16 protein-coding genes and 1 pseudogene are annotated in these 14,656 nt (G+C 65.5%); 11 read left to right on the forward strand and 6 right to left on the reverse strand.

Annotated elements, in window-relative coordinates:
- The first annotated feature begins 320 nt into the window (after positions 1 to 320).
- From ABIB56_RS05720 to ABIB56_RS05735, 4 genes are read left to right on the forward strand one after another with little or no spacing between them, the layout of a single operon-like run.
- A complete protein-coding gene (locus ABIB56_RS05720) occupies positions 321 to 851 on the forward strand; it encodes a cation:proton antiporter regulatory subunit (RefSeq protein ID WP_354568066.1) in 531 nt (176 codons plus the stop codon).
- Between the two features lie 2 nt (positions 852 to 853).
- Entirely contained in the window at positions 854 to 2,239 is a 1,386-nt protein-coding gene (locus ABIB56_RS05725) for a cation:proton antiporter (RefSeq protein ID WP_354568067.1), read from the forward strand.
- A gap of 3 nt (positions 2,240 to 2,242) precedes the next feature.
- The gene (locus tag ABIB56_RS05730) at positions 2,243 to 3,022 is read left to right on the forward strand and encodes an SURF1 family cytochrome oxidase biogenesis protein (protein ID WP_354568068.1); all 780 of its coding nucleotides are present in this window, start codon (positions 2,243 to 2,245) and stop codon (positions 3,020 to 3,022) included.
- 4 nt (positions 3,023 to 3,026) lie between these two features.
- Positions 3,027 to 3,482, forward strand: a complete 456-nt coding sequence (locus tag ABIB56_RS05735; protein WP_354568069.1) for a DUF3817 domain-containing protein — start codon at positions 3,027 to 3,029, stop codon at positions 3,480 to 3,482.
- Here the strand turns inward: ABIB56_RS05735 and ABIB56_RS05740 are convergent.
- Entirely contained in the window at positions 3,479 to 3,637 is a 159-nt protein-coding gene (locus tag ABIB56_RS05740) for a pentapeptide repeat-containing protein (protein ID WP_354568070.1), read from the reverse strand. The two genes, ABIB56_RS05735 and ABIB56_RS05740, sit on opposite strands and share 4 nt — an antisense overlap.
- Between ABIB56_RS05740 and guaA the strand changes: the two are divergent.
- The 3 genes and pseudogenes from guaA to ABIB56_RS05755 form a co-directional block, all read left to right on the forward strand.
- A pseudogene (gene guaA / locus ABIB56_RS05745) lies at positions 3,574 to 5,142 on the forward strand (glutamine-hydrolyzing GMP synthase); the annotation flags it as partial. The gene ABIB56_RS05740 and the pseudogene guaA overlap by 64 nt on opposite strands.
- A 77-nt stretch (positions 5,143 to 5,219) precedes the next feature.
- The gene (locus tag ABIB56_RS05750) at positions 5,220 to 5,819 is read left to right on the forward strand and encodes a Pr6Pr family membrane protein (RefSeq protein ID WP_354568071.1); all 600 of its coding nucleotides are present in this window, start codon (positions 5,220 to 5,222) and stop codon (positions 5,817 to 5,819) included.
- 89 nt (positions 5,820 to 5,908) lie between these two features.
- Positions 5,909 to 6,925: an LLM class flavin-dependent oxidoreductase gene (locus tag ABIB56_RS05755; protein WP_354568072.1), complete on the forward strand. Its 1,017-nt coding sequence runs from the start codon at positions 5,909 to 5,911 to the stop codon at positions 6,923 to 6,925.
- A gap of 180 nt (positions 6,926 to 7,105) precedes the next feature.
- On the opposite strand, the gene ABIB56_RS05760 is transcribed toward ABIB56_RS05755, so the two are convergent.
- From ABIB56_RS05760 to ABIB56_RS05770, 3 genes are read right to left on the reverse strand one after another with little or no spacing between them, the layout of a single operon-like run.
- Positions 7,106 to 7,930, reverse strand: a complete 825-nt coding sequence (locus tag ABIB56_RS05760; RefSeq protein ID WP_354568073.1) for a Bax inhibitor-1/YccA family protein — start codon at positions 7,928 to 7,930, stop codon at positions 7,106 to 7,108.
- Between the two features lie 9 nt (positions 7,931 to 7,939).
- Positions 7,940 to 8,458: a hypothetical protein gene (locus ABIB56_RS05765; RefSeq protein WP_354568074.1), complete on the reverse strand. Its 519-nt coding sequence runs from the start codon at positions 8,456 to 8,458 to the stop codon at positions 7,940 to 7,942.
- The gene (locus ABIB56_RS05770) at positions 8,451 to 8,693 is read right to left on the reverse strand and encodes a zinc-ribbon domain-containing protein (protein WP_354568075.1); all 243 of its coding nucleotides are present in this window, start codon (positions 8,691 to 8,693) and stop codon (positions 8,451 to 8,453) included. The genes ABIB56_RS05765 and ABIB56_RS05770 overlap by 8 nt, the downstream gene beginning before the upstream one ends.
- A 51-nt stretch (positions 8,694 to 8,744) precedes the next feature.
- On the opposite strand from ABIB56_RS05770, the gene ABIB56_RS05775 reads away from it, so the two are divergent.
- Genes ABIB56_RS05775 through ABIB56_RS05785 form a run of 3 tightly spaced genes read left to right on the forward strand, consistent with a single transcriptional unit; the run spans position 8,745 to position 12,500 of the window.
- The gene (locus tag ABIB56_RS05775) at positions 8,745 to 9,719 is read left to right on the forward strand and encodes a glycerophosphodiester phosphodiesterase family protein (protein ID WP_354568076.1); all 975 of its coding nucleotides are present in this window, start codon (positions 8,745 to 8,747) and stop codon (positions 9,717 to 9,719) included.
- Between the two features lie 40 nt (positions 9,720 to 9,759).
- The gene (locus tag ABIB56_RS05780; RefSeq protein WP_354568077.1) at positions 9,760 to 12,186 is read left to right on the forward strand and encodes an ATP-dependent helicase; all 2,427 of its coding nucleotides are present in this window, start codon (positions 9,760 to 9,762) and stop codon (positions 12,184 to 12,186) included.
- 2 nt (positions 12,187 to 12,188) lie between these two features.
- A complete protein-coding gene (locus tag ABIB56_RS05785; RefSeq protein ID WP_354568078.1) occupies positions 12,189 to 12,500 on the forward strand; it encodes a hypothetical protein in 312 nt (103 codons plus the stop codon).
- Between the two features lie 151 nt (positions 12,501 to 12,651).
- Here ABIB56_RS05785 and ABIB56_RS05790 read toward each other — a convergent pair whose 3' ends face one another.
- Together ABIB56_RS05790 and ABIB56_RS05795 are read right to left on the reverse strand one after the other, a co-directional pair.
- Positions 12,652 to 13,395 carry an oxygenase MpaB family protein gene (locus tag ABIB56_RS05790; RefSeq protein ID WP_354568079.1) on the reverse strand — a complete coding sequence of 248 codons (744 nt, stop codon included), beginning with the start codon at positions 13,393 to 13,395 and terminating at the stop codon, positions 12,652 to 12,654.
- A 76-nt stretch (positions 13,396 to 13,471) separates the two neighbouring features.
- Positions 13,472 to 13,954 (reverse strand): hypothetical protein, encoded by a 483-nt coding sequence (locus ABIB56_RS05795; protein ID WP_354568080.1) that lies wholly within the window; start codon positions 13,952 to 13,954, stop codon positions 13,472 to 13,474.
- Here ABIB56_RS05795 and ABIB56_RS05800 point away from each other — a divergent pair.
- Entirely contained in the window at positions 13,942 to 14,613 is a 672-nt protein-coding gene (locus ABIB56_RS05800; protein WP_354568081.1) for a hypothetical protein, read from the forward strand. The two genes, ABIB56_RS05795 and ABIB56_RS05800, sit on opposite strands and share 13 nt — an antisense overlap.
- The last annotated feature ends 43 nt before the right edge of the window (positions 14,614 to 14,656 follow it).

Genomic DNA, 14,656 nt, shown 5'->3' on the forward strand with positions numbered 1-14,656 from the left:
GCCGCCCCGGGGGGTGGCCGGGGGTGGGCACCCCCCCCGGTGGGGGGGGGGGGGGGGGCCCCCCCCCCCGCTTTTGTGGGGGGGGGGGGGGGGGGGGGGGGCGCGCGGCCCCCCCCCCCCCCCCCCCCCCCCCAAACGACAGCGCACGACATCCTCCGTCAGCGGACGAGCGGCACGAGGCACGAGGCATGAAGCAGGCGGCAAAGCAGGGATCCGTGATGGGCCGCCGCCACCGCTGCGCCGCCGGCGAACGCCTGCAGCGGCAGGCAAACGGCCCGGTAGACTGGGATAAATCCCCACGATCCTGAAGGAGTCACTGCATGGTCGACGTTCGTCGGGTCAAGCTGCCCGGAGTCGGTGTGCTGCACACCTTCGTCACTGCGGATGGCGGCAAAGCGGGCGTTATCACCCACCGTTCCGGCCACAGCGACCTCATCACCTTCGCCGACGAAGAAGACGGCGCGGACGCCAACAAGGTTTCCCTGCGCCTCAGCGAAGACGAAGCCCACACTCTCGCCGAACTGCTCGGCGGCACACGCATTACCGAGGGTCTCGACAAGCTCGACCAGATCCCCGGGCTCAGCATCGACTGGTTCACCGTCGACTACGACGACCACATCGCGGGCCAGCAGCTCGGCAACCTCGCCCTGCGCGGGGTCGTGGGTCTCACCGTCGTCGCGGTCGTGCGCGGAGAGTCGGCGAACCCGGCTCCGGCCGACGATTTCAAGGTCTTCCCCGGTGACACCCTCGTCGTAGCGGGTTCGCCGGAAAAGGTCGCGAAGGCCTTCAACTTCTATCGCACCGGCGAACTGCCTCAGAAGGTGTCGGTCGACTCTCCGCCCGGGGAGTAAGCATGCATCTGGGTGAAGAACTCCTCGTCCTCGGTCTGCTCTTCGTCATCGCCTATGTTCTCGGTCGCCTGGGTAAGAGGATCGGTCTTCCCGCCATCCCGATCTACATGCTCGTGGGGCTCATCGCCAGCCCGCACTTCCACCTCTTCCCGCTGAGCTTCAAATCGGCGGATGTCGAGTTGGTCGCCGTCTTCGGCCTGATATTTCTGCTCTTCAGCCTTGGTCTGGAATTCGACCAGGATGAGTTCTACGGCAATCTGAGGGCGCTGCTGCTCTCCGGCGGCACCCGCATCCTGATCAACATGGCCGTGGGGTTCGGCTTCGGCCTGTGGGTTGGTTGGGGCACGCGTGAGGCCCTCATCATCGCCGGAATGACCGCGACATCCTCGAGCGCGATCGTTACCAAGCTGCTCATCGAGTTTCGACGCCTCGCCAACCGTGAGACGCCCGCGATCCTGGGCATTATGGTGCTGGAAGATGTCTTCGTCGCCATCTACCTCGCGATCATTTCCGTGGTGCTGCGCGGTGAGAGCGGCTTCTGGCCGATCGTGCTGCAGATGACCATCTCCTTCGCCTTCCTGGTGGCGATGTTCGCGCTCGCGCGCTGGGGTGGCAGGGTCGTCTCGCGACTTGTCCAGACCAGGGACGATGAGTTGTTCACCATCCTGTTCTTCGGCCTGGCCGTGGCATTCGGTGGCATCGGCGAGCTGCTCGGCGTCTCGGATGCGATCGGAGCGTTCCTCATCGGCCTGGTGCTCGGCGCCACCCGATTCCGCACTCGCATCGAGCAGTTCGCATTACCGCTTCGCGATGTCTTCGGTGCCTTCTTCTTCCTCAACTTCGGTCTCGCACTCGACCCAGGCACTTTCGGCGGGGTCGCCGTGCCCGTCGCCGTCGCGGTGGTGCTCACCCTCGTGGTCAACACTCTGGGCGGCCAGCTCATCGCCTGGTTCAACAAACTGACGCCGGCTGAAGGCTTCAACGCGAGCGCTATGCTGCAGAACCGCGGCGAGTTCGCGCTGATCCTCGCGACCCTCGCCACAGCCGCGGGCCTCGACCAGAGGCTCACGCCTTTCGCCGGCCTCTACGTACTCATCATGGCAATCGTCGGCCCGATACTGGCCGTCAACTCCGAGAGATTCGGCAACCGCTTCCTCCGACCGAAGGCGCGGGCACGCGCCAAGGCGAAAGCGGCGAGCGAACCCACGGCAAAGGCGCAGGGTGGCGATGCGATGATCAAGGAGAACATCGCGCTCGTCGAGGCCGCGACAGCAGACATGGAACCCGGGGAACCCGAGCATGCGGTGAACGCCGCGGATCGCCTGATCGAACAGGCCATGCAGCAGTCGGACGAGCTGACCGAACGTCAGAGAGATCCGGAGTACTAGGCAATGTGGTCCGTCGCACGGCGCCCCCGCTGGATCGCCGCGCTCATCTTCGCTCTCGCTCTCGCGGCGGTCTTCGCCGCACTCAGCCAGTGGCAGCTCGCCAGAAGCGTCTCGACCGGCACCGTCGTCACCCGTGACACGGAGACTCTCGTGGACCTCGACACGATTGCCAAGCCGCAGGCGGGGGTCGTGGATGCCGCGGCCGCCCAGCTCGTGAAAGTGACAGGCGCTTGGGTTCCGGACGACTACCTGCTCGTCAGCGGCCGACTCAACGGCGGGAACACGGGATATTGGGTGGTTGGCCACTTCGCCGCGAACGTCGAGGGCGGGAACCCTGCGGGGTTGGCCGTGGCGCTCGGTTGGGCGCCGGACCGTGCGAAAGCGGCATCCGCGATGGAGGCGCTCTCGGGTTCGCAGGCTTCGGGAAGCGTGAGCGTCGCTGGCCGTTACTTCCCCGACGAAGGGCCTCAGGACAGCGATTTCGAGCACGGCAAGCTGAGCACGCTGTCGGCCGGATCGATGATCAACATCTGGAAGGCGACGGATTCCGGCGGCGTCTACGGCGGCTACCTCGTCGACTCGGAGAAAGCATCCGGCCTCGCCGCGATCGACTCGCCCGCGCCGAGTTCCGACGTCGAGGTCAACCTGCTCAACATCTTCTATGCAGCGGAGTGGGTGGTCTTCGCCGGCTTCGCGCTCTTCCTTTGGTATCGCCTCGTGAAGGATGCCTGGGAGCGCGAGCAGGAAGAAGCACAGGCGACCGAAACAGCGGAAGTAAACTAACACCATGGCCCTGCGTCCCAAGATTTCCGACATCCCGAAGATTCGCGGGGCACTGAAGCTGTACAAGGTGTCGGCCTACGTCACCGGCACGCTCCTGTTGCTGCTCGTCCTCGAGATGGTGTTCAAGTACACGCCGATCCATCGTGAGATCGAACTGGGCGGTACCAACGGGTTCATCGCGCTTGTGCCGGATGGCACCGTTCGCGCGGTCAACCTCAGCACCGGCATCCTGATCGCCCACGGCTGGCTCTACGTCGTCTACCTGTTCACTGATTTCCGGTTGTGGAGCCTGATGCGCTGGCCATTCAGTCGCTTTATCCAGATCGCCCTCGGCGGAGTGGTGCCGTTCCTCTCCTTCATCGTCGAGCATTTCATCTCGCGCCGGGCAACCCGCGAGCTCGCGGAACTCGAAGCCACCGCCCCCGTCGCCACACAGAGAGCAGAGGCCGCCCCCCATTAGCGAGAGCACACAGCGTGAGACAACTCAGCGTGAGACAACTCAGCGTGAGACAACTCAGCGTGAGACAACTCAGCGTGAGACAACCCAGCGTGAGACCTCCCACCAGCCCGTCTTAGTCGTCGACTTCGGAGCCCAGTACGCCCAGCTGATCGCACGTCGTGTGCGCGAGGCGAACGTCTACTCGGAGATCGTGCCTCACACCATCACCGCGGAAGAGGTCGCCGCGAGGAACCCATCCGGCATCGTGTTGAGCGGTGGGCCGTCCAGCGTGTACGAGGAGGGTTCGCCCTCGCTCGACCCCGGCATTCTCAAGCTCGGTGTTCCGGTTCTCGGAATCTGCTACGGATTCCAGGTGATGGCGCAGCAGCTCGGCGGCGAGGTCGCCAACACCGGTTTGCGTGAGTACGGCTCGACCGCGGTTCACCTGCAGGGTGACGGCGGTCGCCTGCTCAGTGGACAACCAGACGAGCAGACCGCATGGATGAGCCACGGCGACTCGGTCTCCAAGGCTCCCGCGGGCTTCGACGTTCTCGCGTCGAGCGCGTCGACCCTTGTCGCAGCCTTCGCCAGCGACGAGAAGAAAATGTACGGCGTGCAGTGGCACCCGGAGGTCAAACACTCCCCGTTCGGCCAGCGGGTGCTCGAGAACTTCCTGCATGACGCCGCGGGAATCCCCGGCGACTGGAACAGCGGCAACGTCATCGCCGAGCAGGTGCTGCGCATTCGCGAGCAGGTTGGTAGCGGCCGCGTCATTTGTGGGCTCTCCGGCGGCGTCGACTCCGCCGTCGCGGCCGCGATCGTGCATAAGGCCATCGGTGACCAGCTGGTCTGTATCTTCGTCGACCACGGACTCCTGCGCCAGGACGAGCGCCGCCAGGTGGAAGAGGACTACGTCGCGTCCACGGGTGTGCGCCTGGTCACCGTCGACGCCGTCGACCAGTTCCTCGACGCGCTCGAAGGCGTCACCGACCCCGAGCAGAAGCGCAAGATCATCGGTCGCGAGTTCATCCGTAGCTTCGAGACCGCGGCATCCGACCTGGTGCTCGAAGCCGCATCAGACGGCGAACCGATCAAGTTCCTGGTGCAGGGCACGCTGTATCCGGATGTCGTGGAGTCCGGCGGAGGCACCGGCACCGCCAACATCAAGAGCCACCACAACGTCGGCGGCCTGCCGGAAGACCTTCAGTTCGCGCTGGTCGAACCACTGCGCGCCCTGTTCAAAGACGAGGTGCGCGCCATCGGCCGTGAGCTCGGACTGCCGGAGATAATCGTCGGCCGCCAGCCGTTCCCCGGCCCCGGCCTCGGCATCCGTATCGTCGGCGAGGTCACCCGCGACCGCCTTGAACTGCTGCGTTCCGCGGATGCCATCGTGCGCGCCGAACTGACGGCGGCCGGACTCGACCAGGAGATCTGGCAGTGCCCCGTCGTGCTGCTCGCCGACGTGCGCTCGGTCGGAGTGCAGGGCGACGGTCGAACCTACGGGCACCCGATCGTGCTGCGGCCGGTCTCATCCGAGGATGCGATGACCGCGGACTGGACCCGCCTGCCCTACGACGTGCTCGCGAAGATCAGCAACCGGATCACCAACGAGGTGGCCGGGGTTAACCGTGTCGTGCTGGATGTCACGTCCAAGCCGCCGGGCACTATCGAGTGGGAGTAGGACGCAGAGGAATGCTGCCACGCCGCTGAGGCGCGCATATGCGCTACGGAACCAGCCGTGGGCGCTAACATTCGAGCATGAAGCTCGGCTTTGCCATCATCCGGATCATCGTCGCGATGGTCGGCATCGCGGCGATCATCGCAACCACTGTCGACACAGCCAGTCGCAGCACCATCAACCCATTCAACTTCTTCGGGTACTTCACGATCCAGAGCAACATCCTCTTCATCGTCGTATGCCTGATTGCTGCCGTCGCCGGTCGTCGTCAGTCCCGCGGGCTGGCACTTGCCCGTGCCTCTGCCACCACCTACATCGTGACAGTCGGCATCGTCTACAACACGCTGCTTGCCGGCCTCGAGGGCGGCATCTCCCTGGAGTGGGCGAATACGGTACTTCACGTCGCGCTGCCGATCTACGCCGCCATCGACTGGGTCTTCTTCGGCGACCGCACCGCGGTGCCGTGGAAGCGCTTCTGGATAGTGCTGATCTATCCGCTTGTGTGGCTCATCGTGGTGCTCATCCGTGGTGCTACCGACGGTTGGGTGCCGTACCCGTTCCTTAACCCGAACCTCGGCTACGGGATCGTTGCCCTCTACGGCGTGGGCGTCGCGGTTGCGATCGGCATTGTCGGCACTGCGGTCTGGGCCATCAGTCGGGTGCGCATCCTCAAGCCCTAGCGTGCCGGCGTGTGCTCGTCAACTCGGCTGAGCCTGGTCGTTGAGCCCGCCGCGGGAATACTCTACGGCGGGCTTACGCTGAACGCACAGTGAAGCGCATCGGTTTTCTCTCCTTCGGCCACTACCAGCCCGTGCCGGGTTCAGTCGCTCGCACGGCGCGGGATGCTCTCGTGCAGACGATCGAACTGGCGGTCGCCGCGGAAGAGCTCGGCATCGACGGTGCCTACCTGCGCGTGCATCACTTCGCCCCACAGCTGGCGAGCCCGTTCCCGCTGCTTGCCGCCATCGGTGCTCGCACGTCAACGATCGAGATCGGCACGGCGGTCATCGATATGCGTTATGAGAACCCGCTCTACATGGCGGAGGATGCCGCAGCCGCTGACCTCATCAGCGGCGGGCGCCTGCAGCTCGGCCTCAGTCGTGGCTCACCCGAGACGGCGCTCAACGGCTATGAGTCGTTCGGCTACGTGCCCACCGAAGGCGAGACGGATGCGGATGACGCACGCACGAAGACCGAAATCTTCCGCGCCGCGATCGCCGGTGCCGGTGTCGCCCCCGCGAACCCGCAGATGACCGGACGCAGCGGGCTCCTCGCCATCCAACCCCAGTCGCCCGGCCTCAGCGACCGCATCTGGTGGGGTTCCGGCACGCGCGCAACCGCGAAGTGGACCGGCGAACAGGGCATGAACCTCATGAGTTCCACCCTGCTAGCCGAAGACACCGGCGTCCCGTTCGACGAACTGCAGGCAGAGCAGATCGCGATCTACCGCGAGGCCTGGGCGGCAGCGGGACACGGGGGCGAGCCGCGGGTGTCGGTGAGTCGCAGCATCCTTCCGCTCACCACGCAGAAGGACTGGGAGTATTTCGGGCGCGAGCGCGACAGCGAAGACCAGATCGGTCATCTCGACGGCGGGCTGGCACGCTTCGGCAAGAGCTACGTCGGTGCGCCCGACGAGATCGTCGTGAGCCTCGGGACGGATGCTGCTGTGCAGGCCGCAGACACGGTGCTGGTCACCGTACCGAACCAGCTGGGGGTCGACTACAACGCGCACCTGCTTGAAACCATCGTGGAGCAGGTGGCAGGGCCGCTCGGCTGGCGCGACTGATCCTCTGGAAGGCCATCTCGCGCGTCGAGGTAATCGGCATCCGCGCGGTTTTTTGTTATCCGCGCTGACGTCACAACCTACGCGCAGATAACAAAACGGCGCGCGGACGACGCGGAGCGGAGCGCGCGGATACTGCGCAGCAGCTTGACCAGCGGGACCGCTCAACCAGCGGGACCCTGACTAGCGGCGGAGGAGCGCCAGCAGGCGCAGGATCTCCAGGTACAGCCAGACGACGGTGACCATGATGCCGAAGGCGCCGACCCAGCCGTAGACGCGCGGTGCGCCACGCTGCACACCGGTCTTGATGCTGTCGAAATCGAGCACGAGCGAATAGGCGGCCATGATGATCACCAGCGGGCCGATGATCACGCCAAGCGGAATGCCGAAGATCGTCAGACTGCCCTGGAGGCCGAGGGGGTCGCTGTTGACACCGGTCACGCTCAGGATCACATTGATCACCGAGAAGATGGCGTAACCGATCATCGCGATCAGGAACACCTTGGTGGCCTTCTTCGACGCGCGAACCTTGCCGCTGACGAAGAGGGCGAGCGTCACGCCGACGACGACGAAGGTTCCGATCACGGCCTGAATGGCGATGCCGGGGAACTTCGACTCGAAGAACACCGTGATGCCACCGACGAAAATACCCTCGACGGCGGAGTAGGCGATGATCAGCGCCGGCGACGGCTTCTTCTTGAAGATGTTGACGAGAGCGAGGCCGAAGCCGACGAGCGCTGCGGGGAAGGCCAGCACGGGAACGAACCAGCCGATCACCGCGCCCACGAGCAGAATCGCGAAGGTCGTGACGATCTTCACCATCGTGTCTTCGTAGCTCATGCGATCCGTCTGCGACGGGGTCGCGGAGGGCTGGCTGTAGAGCTCCGTCAACTGCTGTGCTGTCATGCCCTCAGTGGAAGGAGTGGTGTTCCTCGTCAGCTTCGCCGCAGTACTGGCTCGCTCAGAGAAAGCTGGGGAGTTGTTGAATGCAGGGTTGGAGGATGCCATGCACCCAGTTTACCGGAGCCGGGCATCCGTATTGCTGGGGATTTGCCTGCTTTTAGCGATGGATTGGCCGAGCCAGGCAGAGCCAACGATCACGACCATGGAGACCCCGACGACGATGCCTCCATCGCCGTATTGCGGGTAGAGCCAGCCGAGGACCAGGCCGCTGATCAGGGGCAGGAGCATCGTGAGGTAACTGACCGCCGGACGCTGCCGCACGAGGAACCAAAACGCCAGCGCAACCACGAGCAGCACGCAGGCGATCGAGCCGAGCAGGAGCAGCCCCACCAGGAGCGCGCTCGGAAGTGCTGCGGCGAGACGACGCCCTCCACGGCCCGGCAGGATCAACCAGCCGAGCACGTGGGCGGCCAGCCCGATGGTGAGGAAGTAATCGGTGTAGGCGCTGGTCGCCTGCACCAGGAGCGCCCCGGCGAGGATCAGGATGAGTGCGGCGAGGTACCGACTGCGATAGCCTCCCCAGCGCAGCGGGATGCGCGACGTCGGCTCGCGCCATCCGCCCGCCTCAGCCATGGGTAGAGAAGACCAGCGTCGCCACAACGATGATGAGTGCGACTCCCGCGATCGCGACGATGATGCCGATGAGGGTGGAACGATCCTTCGTCGGTTTCGCCGTCCCTGCTTCGTCGACAGGGCGGATTGCGGCCGGAATCGGCTCGACGAACGTGCGTCGAACCGGCGCACCGCAATGGATGCAGAACTTCCACGCGGGGTCGAGCGCGGTGCCGCAGTTCGCGCAATTGCCCATGCGCAGCAGGTTACCAAGAGTTGTTCTGGCGCAATCGCGTAGCGTTGCAGCGTGACATCTCTCCCCCTCGTGATCGCTCACCGTGGTGCAAGCGGCTACCGCCCGGAACACACGCGTGCCGCCTACGAGCTGGCGTCCGAGCAGGGTGCGGATGCTGTCGAGCCCGACATCGTCGTCAGCAAAGACCGGGTGCTCGTGCTTCGGCATGAGAACGAGATCTCCGAAACAACGGATGTCGCGGCGCACCGGGAGTTCGCCGACCGCCGCACCACCAAATACATCGACGGCCAGAAGCTCACCGGCTGGTTTACGGAAGACTTCACCTGGGCAGAGCTCAGCACCCTGCGCGCGACGGAACGGCTGCCGAAGATCCGCACGGCCAACGTCAGGCACACCGGCGACCAGGGCATCCTCCGCCTGACCGACCTGCTCGACCTCCTCGACGGCGCGGACCGCCGCATCGGGATGGTCGCGGAGATCAAACACGCCACCTACTTCGAATCCATCGGAATGCCGCTCGACGAGCTGTTCGCTGGCGAACTGAGCGCCGCCGGCTGGGAGAGCGACGGCCGGCTCACGATCGAGTGCTTCGAGAAGACGGTGCTGCTGAAGATCCGTGAGCGGGGCATCCGTGGTGGCCTGGTCTTCTTGGTCGAGGCATCGGGGGCTCCGGCGGACCAGGTCGCGGCACGGGGTAAGGAAGCGCTGCAGTACGCCGACTATCTCACCCGCGAAGGGCTTGAGGAACTCGCGGCCACTGTCGACGGAGTCAGCGTCAACAAGCACATCCTCCAGAAACCGGGGGGAGCGGATGTGGTGTCCCTGGCGCACGAGGCCGGTCTCTCCGTCTTCTGCTGGACCCTCCGCGCGGAGAACAGTTTCCTCGCCAAGGGGCTGCGGCATGGATCGACGCCCGGCGATTTCGGCGACTGGCGCCGCGAGTTCGAGAGCATCATGCGGATGGGGGTGGACGGCGTCTTCGCCGACCAGCCCGACCTCGCCATCGAGGTGCGCGACAGCCTCTGACCGCCGACCGTCGGTGGTCGGCTCTAGAATTGGGTCAGTTATGACCTTCATCCTGGATCCGGCCGAGCCGACAGAATCCCCTCTGCTTGCCGGTCTCAATCCGCAGCAGCGCGAAGCGGTGGAATATCGCGGGCAGGCGCTGCTCATCGTTGCGGGCGCGGGTTCCGGCAAGACCAGCGTGCTCACCCGGCGCATCGCGAGCCTGATCGATTCGCGTGAGGCCTGGCCGTCGCAAATCCTCGCGATCACCTTTACCAACAAGGCCGCGGCGGAGATGCGAGAGCGTGTCGAGGCGATTCTCGGCCAGGCGGCTCAGGGTATGTGGATCTCGACCTTCCACTCGGCCTGTGTGCGCATCCTCCGGCGTGAAGCGGAACACTTCGGCTTCGGTAAGAACTTCACCATCTACGACTCCGCTGACTCCCGGGCTCTCATCAAACGGATCATCAAAGACCTGGATGCCGACACCTACGGTTTCACGGTCAGCCAGGTCGCCGGCAAGATCTCCAAACTCAAGAACGAGTTGAACGACGTGGAGTCCTACGCTCGCGGAGCGAACTTCAACGACCCGGCCGAGCGCGTCTTCCTCGACATCTTCCGCGAGTACACCCGCAGCCTCTCCAGCGCGAATGCTTTCGACTTCGATGACCTCATCGGCCAGACGGTCTACCTGTTCCGTGCCTTCCCCGCGGTCGCCGCCCTGTACCAGCGGCGCTTCCGTCACATCCTTGTCGACGAATACCAGGACACCAACCACGCCCAGTACTCGCTCATCCGCGAGCTGACCCAGACGCCGCGCACCGACCTGCTCGAGAACGCGACCGGATTCGACGGATCGCTGCTCAGCAACCCGACGCGCGAACTCGAGCCGGCATCGCTGACCGTGGTCGGCGACTCCGACCAGTCGATCTACGCGTTCCGCGGCGCGGATATCCGCAACATCGTCGAATTCGAGCGGGACTTTCCGCAGTCCAAGACGATTCTGCTCGAGCAGAACTATCGTTCGACGCAGAACATCCTCAGTGCGGCGAACGCGGTCATCGGCAACAACTTCGACCGCATCGACAAGAAACTCTTCACCACCGTCGGCGACGGCGACAAGATCGTCGGATTCACCGGCTACAGCCAGCACGACGAGGCGCAGTTCATCGCCGACGAGATCACCGAGCTGCACAAGCAGGGCATCGAGTACCGGGACATCGCGGTCTTCTACCGCACCAATGCCCAGACGCGTGCGCTGGAAGAAATCTTCATCCGTTCCGCGCTGCCCTACCGGGTGCTCGGCGGCACCAAGTTCTACGAGCGCGCCGAGATCAAAGACGCCTTCGGGTACCTCATCTCGGTGGCGAACCCCGCCGACCCGATGGCCCTTCGCCGCATCATGAACACGCCGAAGCGTGGCATCGGCGGCGTGACAGAGGCAACGTTGCAGAGCTACGCGGATCGCGAAGGCGTCACCCTGCGCGAGGCGCTCCGGCATGCGGATGAACTGGGTTTCGGTCCCAAGATCACCGGCGCCATCCTCGGGCTGGGTGCGATTCTTGACGAGGTCTCGCTCACGTCGGACACCGATCCTGTTCCCGACGTGCTCACCGCGCTGCTCGAGAAGACCGGATTTCTCGAGGCGCTGCGCCAGTCGCGCGACCCGCAGGATGAGGCTCGCGCCGAGAACGTGGAGGAGCTCGTGGCGGTAACGAGGGAGTTCCAGAAGAACAACCCGGAGGGCACCCTTCTCGACTTCCTCACCGAGACCTCCTTGGTGGCCGCGGCCGATGACCTCGACGACTCGAGCGGGACAGTGTCGCTGATGACACTGCACACGGCGAAGGGTCTCGAATACGAGGCCGTGTTCCTTACCGGCGTCGAAGAAGACCTCCTTCCGCATCGGATGTCGGCGAGCGAGCCTGGCGGGCCGGCCGAAGAACGCCGCCTCTTCTACGTCGGCATCACCCGTGCCCGCCGCAAGCTCTACCTCTCCCTCGCGATGACGCGGGCCCAGTTCGGCGACGTCTCAGTGGCGATGCCCTCCCGCTACCTGCAGGAGATCCCGCCGGAACTCATCGAGTGGCGGCAGTCGCCAGGCATGGCCACCTCCCGAGGCGGCACCCAGCCGCGAGCACTCAACGCCCGCCGCGACAGCCTCGGTTCATCCCTCGGCGCCGGGTCTTCGGGCCCTGGCTACGCATCAGGGTCGAGCGGTCCCGGCGCGACCGCTCTCGCGCGTGCCGAGCGTGCGGCGCGGGCCGCACAGCCGAAGACCGAATGGGCCAACAAGGTCACGGGCACGGTGCGCGACAACGGTGACCTCACGCTGGTCGCCGGCGACCGCATCCGTCACGTCGATTTCGGCGACGGCAAGGTCACCGCTGTCATCGGCATCGGTGCGAAGAGCATCGCAGAGGTGCAGTTCGAGAAGGCCGGTCGCAAGCGCTTGCTGATCAAGCTGGCCCCGATCGAGAAGCTCTAGTCATGAGCGACCAGCGGTCGCGGGCGATGATGCGTCCCTCAGCCGGCTCGGCGATCCTCTCCGCGGCAGTCGGGGTCGTAGCGATCGCTGCCCTCCTCGCGCCGTTTCCCGCGGCAGCGGTGGTGGGTGCGATCGCGATCGTCGTCGGCCTGGTCTCGCGCGCCGCGTTGAAGCGCGATCCGCGAGTGCGCGATGCTCGGCTGTCGCTTCTCGGCTTTCTGCTGGGTTGCGTCGCCTTCGTGATGGGGATCCTGCCTATCGCTGTGCCGATCGTGCTCGCGCTCTTCGGAATCGCCACCGCGACGCCGGTCTAGCGCCCATCGAGTTGCGCCTAACTGTCGCTGTCGTTACCGCTGTCGTTTCGGCGGTCTGCTGTCGAAAAAACGGCAGCGGACCGCCGAAACGACAGCAGTTGCATCGGCGGGCGACCGGGCGGCGGGTGCGGCAGGGCTGACGACCGGGTCTCTAGCCGAGCTTGCGCAGGTAGTGGTCCTTCGGCCAGTGGCGCAGGCGTGCCGGCAGGTGTGGGTAGATCCGTGCGGTTCCGCTAATGAGCCGCTCGTAGCGTCGCTCGCGGCGTGGGTTCCAGGGCAGCGCGTAGGCGTCGCGCAACTCGGGGCTGAGCAGCCCGGCCGTCGCGAGCCGAGCCGAGGGCATGGAGGCTCGCATCCACAGCGGTCCGGTCGACGGATGCAGCAGCTGGCGTGACACCGTGCGCACCCTGTCGTCGACGGTGAGCTGCGGCAGCTGCTCGTTCCAGTAGGTGCGGAACGCCGCACGGTCGGCTGGCCAGAGCACGGCCGGCATGCCGAGCGCAGTGCCGACGATCGCGTACTCGCGGTAGACGGCATCTGCGTCGTCCTCGTCGAGCGGGCCGAAGATGCGTTCGTGGATCATGGCGGCGGTGTCGTAGAGGGTGGCTGCCACCCAGAGCTGCAGTCGGGCATCCGAAGCATCGTAGGTCGCCGACCGCACGGGCACGTGGGCCCGATGAACCATCGCGGTGACGGCGGCGACCTGTGCCTGGGTGCCGAAAACCAAGGCGTAGACGTAGGTGAGGGTGTTGCGTAGGCGCCGAAGCGGATCTGCTGCGAAGTTGCTGTGGTCGGCGACGGCGTGCCCGATCGCGGGGTTGGCAAGTTGCAGCAGGATCGCCCTGCCGCCGCCGGCGAGCAGCACGCCTTCGGCTCCGAGATCGGTGAGTGGCACGGGACCATTCTCCGTCGTGGAGCCGACCGCCAGCTCAGACCAGCACGTACTCGACGACGTTGGGGGCGGAGGACGGCTAGGATTCCTCGGTCGGCGCGGTCGCCGATTCGACACAGGATGCTCCGGTCGCCAGTGCTTTCTGCGGAGTCCAGTGGTTCGCCTTCTGCAGGTGGAACGGAGCGTAGGCCCTTGCGCTCCAACCGGAGGGCAGCACGGTGATCTCGACGCCGGCGGTGAACCCGTCGAGTTTTTTCAGCGCCACGATGGTCGCCGAGGCGAGGCCGCGGGTGTCTGCCTTGCACGCGACCGAGACGATCGACCACCCGTCGGTTCTCGCGAGCGCCAGTGTCGTTGCGGCCACCGAGAGAGTGGTCACGTCATCCGGTTTCTGTTGACCGTCGAGCGCGACGGATGCCCGCCGCACATTCCAGTTGGCCGAAGTGTCGGGCATGCCCTTGGCCGGCGCGGCTTTGCCGCCTTCGAGGAGGGGCTCCGCGGTGAGCTGGCTGGGGCGGTCGGCATCCGTGGCGTTGGGGTGCGCGTGGCGTGCGTGGTGCATCCGGATGCCGCAAGCGCAACGATTCAGCATGGTCGGACGCCCCCTATACGCACACGACCGCGCCACTCCGACGCCTCATCGACAGATTCGTACTCGTGGTCTGCGAGGCAATCTCCGCCGGGATGCCGCTCCCTGCCTTGGCGCGCGAGGCCCTGCCGACCCTCCCCTCGATCATGGCGAAGTCCGATGACGTGGCATCGCGTCTCGATCACGGTTCCATCGACGCGGTGGAGGCCGCGATCCTGCGCGACAGGGTCGGCGAGATCTTCGAGGCAACCGTGATCTCCGCGAGTTCGAAGGGCGGCGTCATCCAGTTGGCCGATCCCGCAGTCACGGCCAACTGCGAGGGTTCGCTCGAGCCCGGCGCCGTGGTGCGCGCCACCCTCGTCACGGCGGATGTCGCCACGCGCACGCTGAACTTCCGTGTCCGACCTCCCTCGCGCTCACCACTCAACATCAGTTTCTCCGGAGGATTCAGTTATCAGGCACGATCTGCGGGGTCATCCCGGCCGCCGCCCCCACAACCTCCGGAGAAACGCGTGGCTCAGGTGGTGCGACTGCCACGGGCAGCGTTGTACAGCGGCGCCAGTCGCAAGAATGCCCAATGTTTCCTCGGCGGTCATGCCCGCTGGGAGGAAGCGCATCTGAGCCGGGGGTAGAGTTCTTGGTGGCCCAGATATCTTGACGTCGAACTATCTCGAC

It is taken from the genome of Glaciihabitans sp. UYNi722, from assembly GCF_040549465.1.
In the GTDB taxonomy this organism is placed as follows: Bacteria; Actinomycetota; Actinomycetes; order Actinomycetales; family Microbacteriaceae; genus Lacisediminihabitans.

Coding starts and splice junctions, on each gene's coding strand:
- ABIB56_RS05720 (WP_354568066.1), top strand. CDS start 321: ATGGTCGACGTTCGTCGGGTCAAGCTGCCCGGAGTCGGTGTGCTGCAC.
- ABIB56_RS05725 (WP_354568067.1), top strand. CDS start 854: ATGCATCTGGGTGAAGAACTCCTCGTCCTCGGTCTGCTCTTCGTCATC.
- ABIB56_RS05730 (WP_354568068.1), top strand. CDS start 2,243: ATGTGGTCCGTCGCACGGCGCCCCCGCTGGATCGCCGCGCTCATCTTC.
- ABIB56_RS05735 (WP_354568069.1), top strand. CDS start 3,027: ATGGCCCTGCGTCCCAAGATTTCCGACATCCCGAAGATTCGCGGGGCA.
- ABIB56_RS05750 (WP_354568071.1), top strand. CDS start 5,220: ATGAAGCTCGGCTTTGCCATCATCCGGATCATCGTCGCGATGGTCGGC.
- ABIB56_RS05760 (WP_354568073.1), bottom strand. CDS start 7,930: ATGGCATCCTCCAACCCTGCATTCAACAACTCCCCAGCTTTCTCTGAG.
- ABIB56_RS05765 (WP_354568074.1), bottom strand. CDS start 8,458: ATGGCTGAGGCGGGCGGATGGCGCGAGCCGACGTCGCGCATCCCGCTG.
- ABIB56_RS05770 (WP_354568075.1), bottom strand. CDS start 8,693: ATGGGCAATTGCGCGAACTGCGGCACCGCGCTCGACCCCGCGTGGAAG.
- ABIB56_RS05780 (WP_354568077.1), top strand. CDS start 9,760: ATGACCTTCATCCTGGATCCGGCCGAGCCGACAGAATCCCCTCTGCTT.
- ABIB56_RS05785 (WP_354568078.1), top strand. CDS start 12,189: ATGAGCGACCAGCGGTCGCGGGCGATGATGCGTCCCTCAGCCGGCTCG.
- ABIB56_RS05795 (WP_354568080.1), bottom strand. CDS start 13,954: ATGCACCACGCACGCCACGCGCACCCCAACGCCACGGATGCCGACCGC.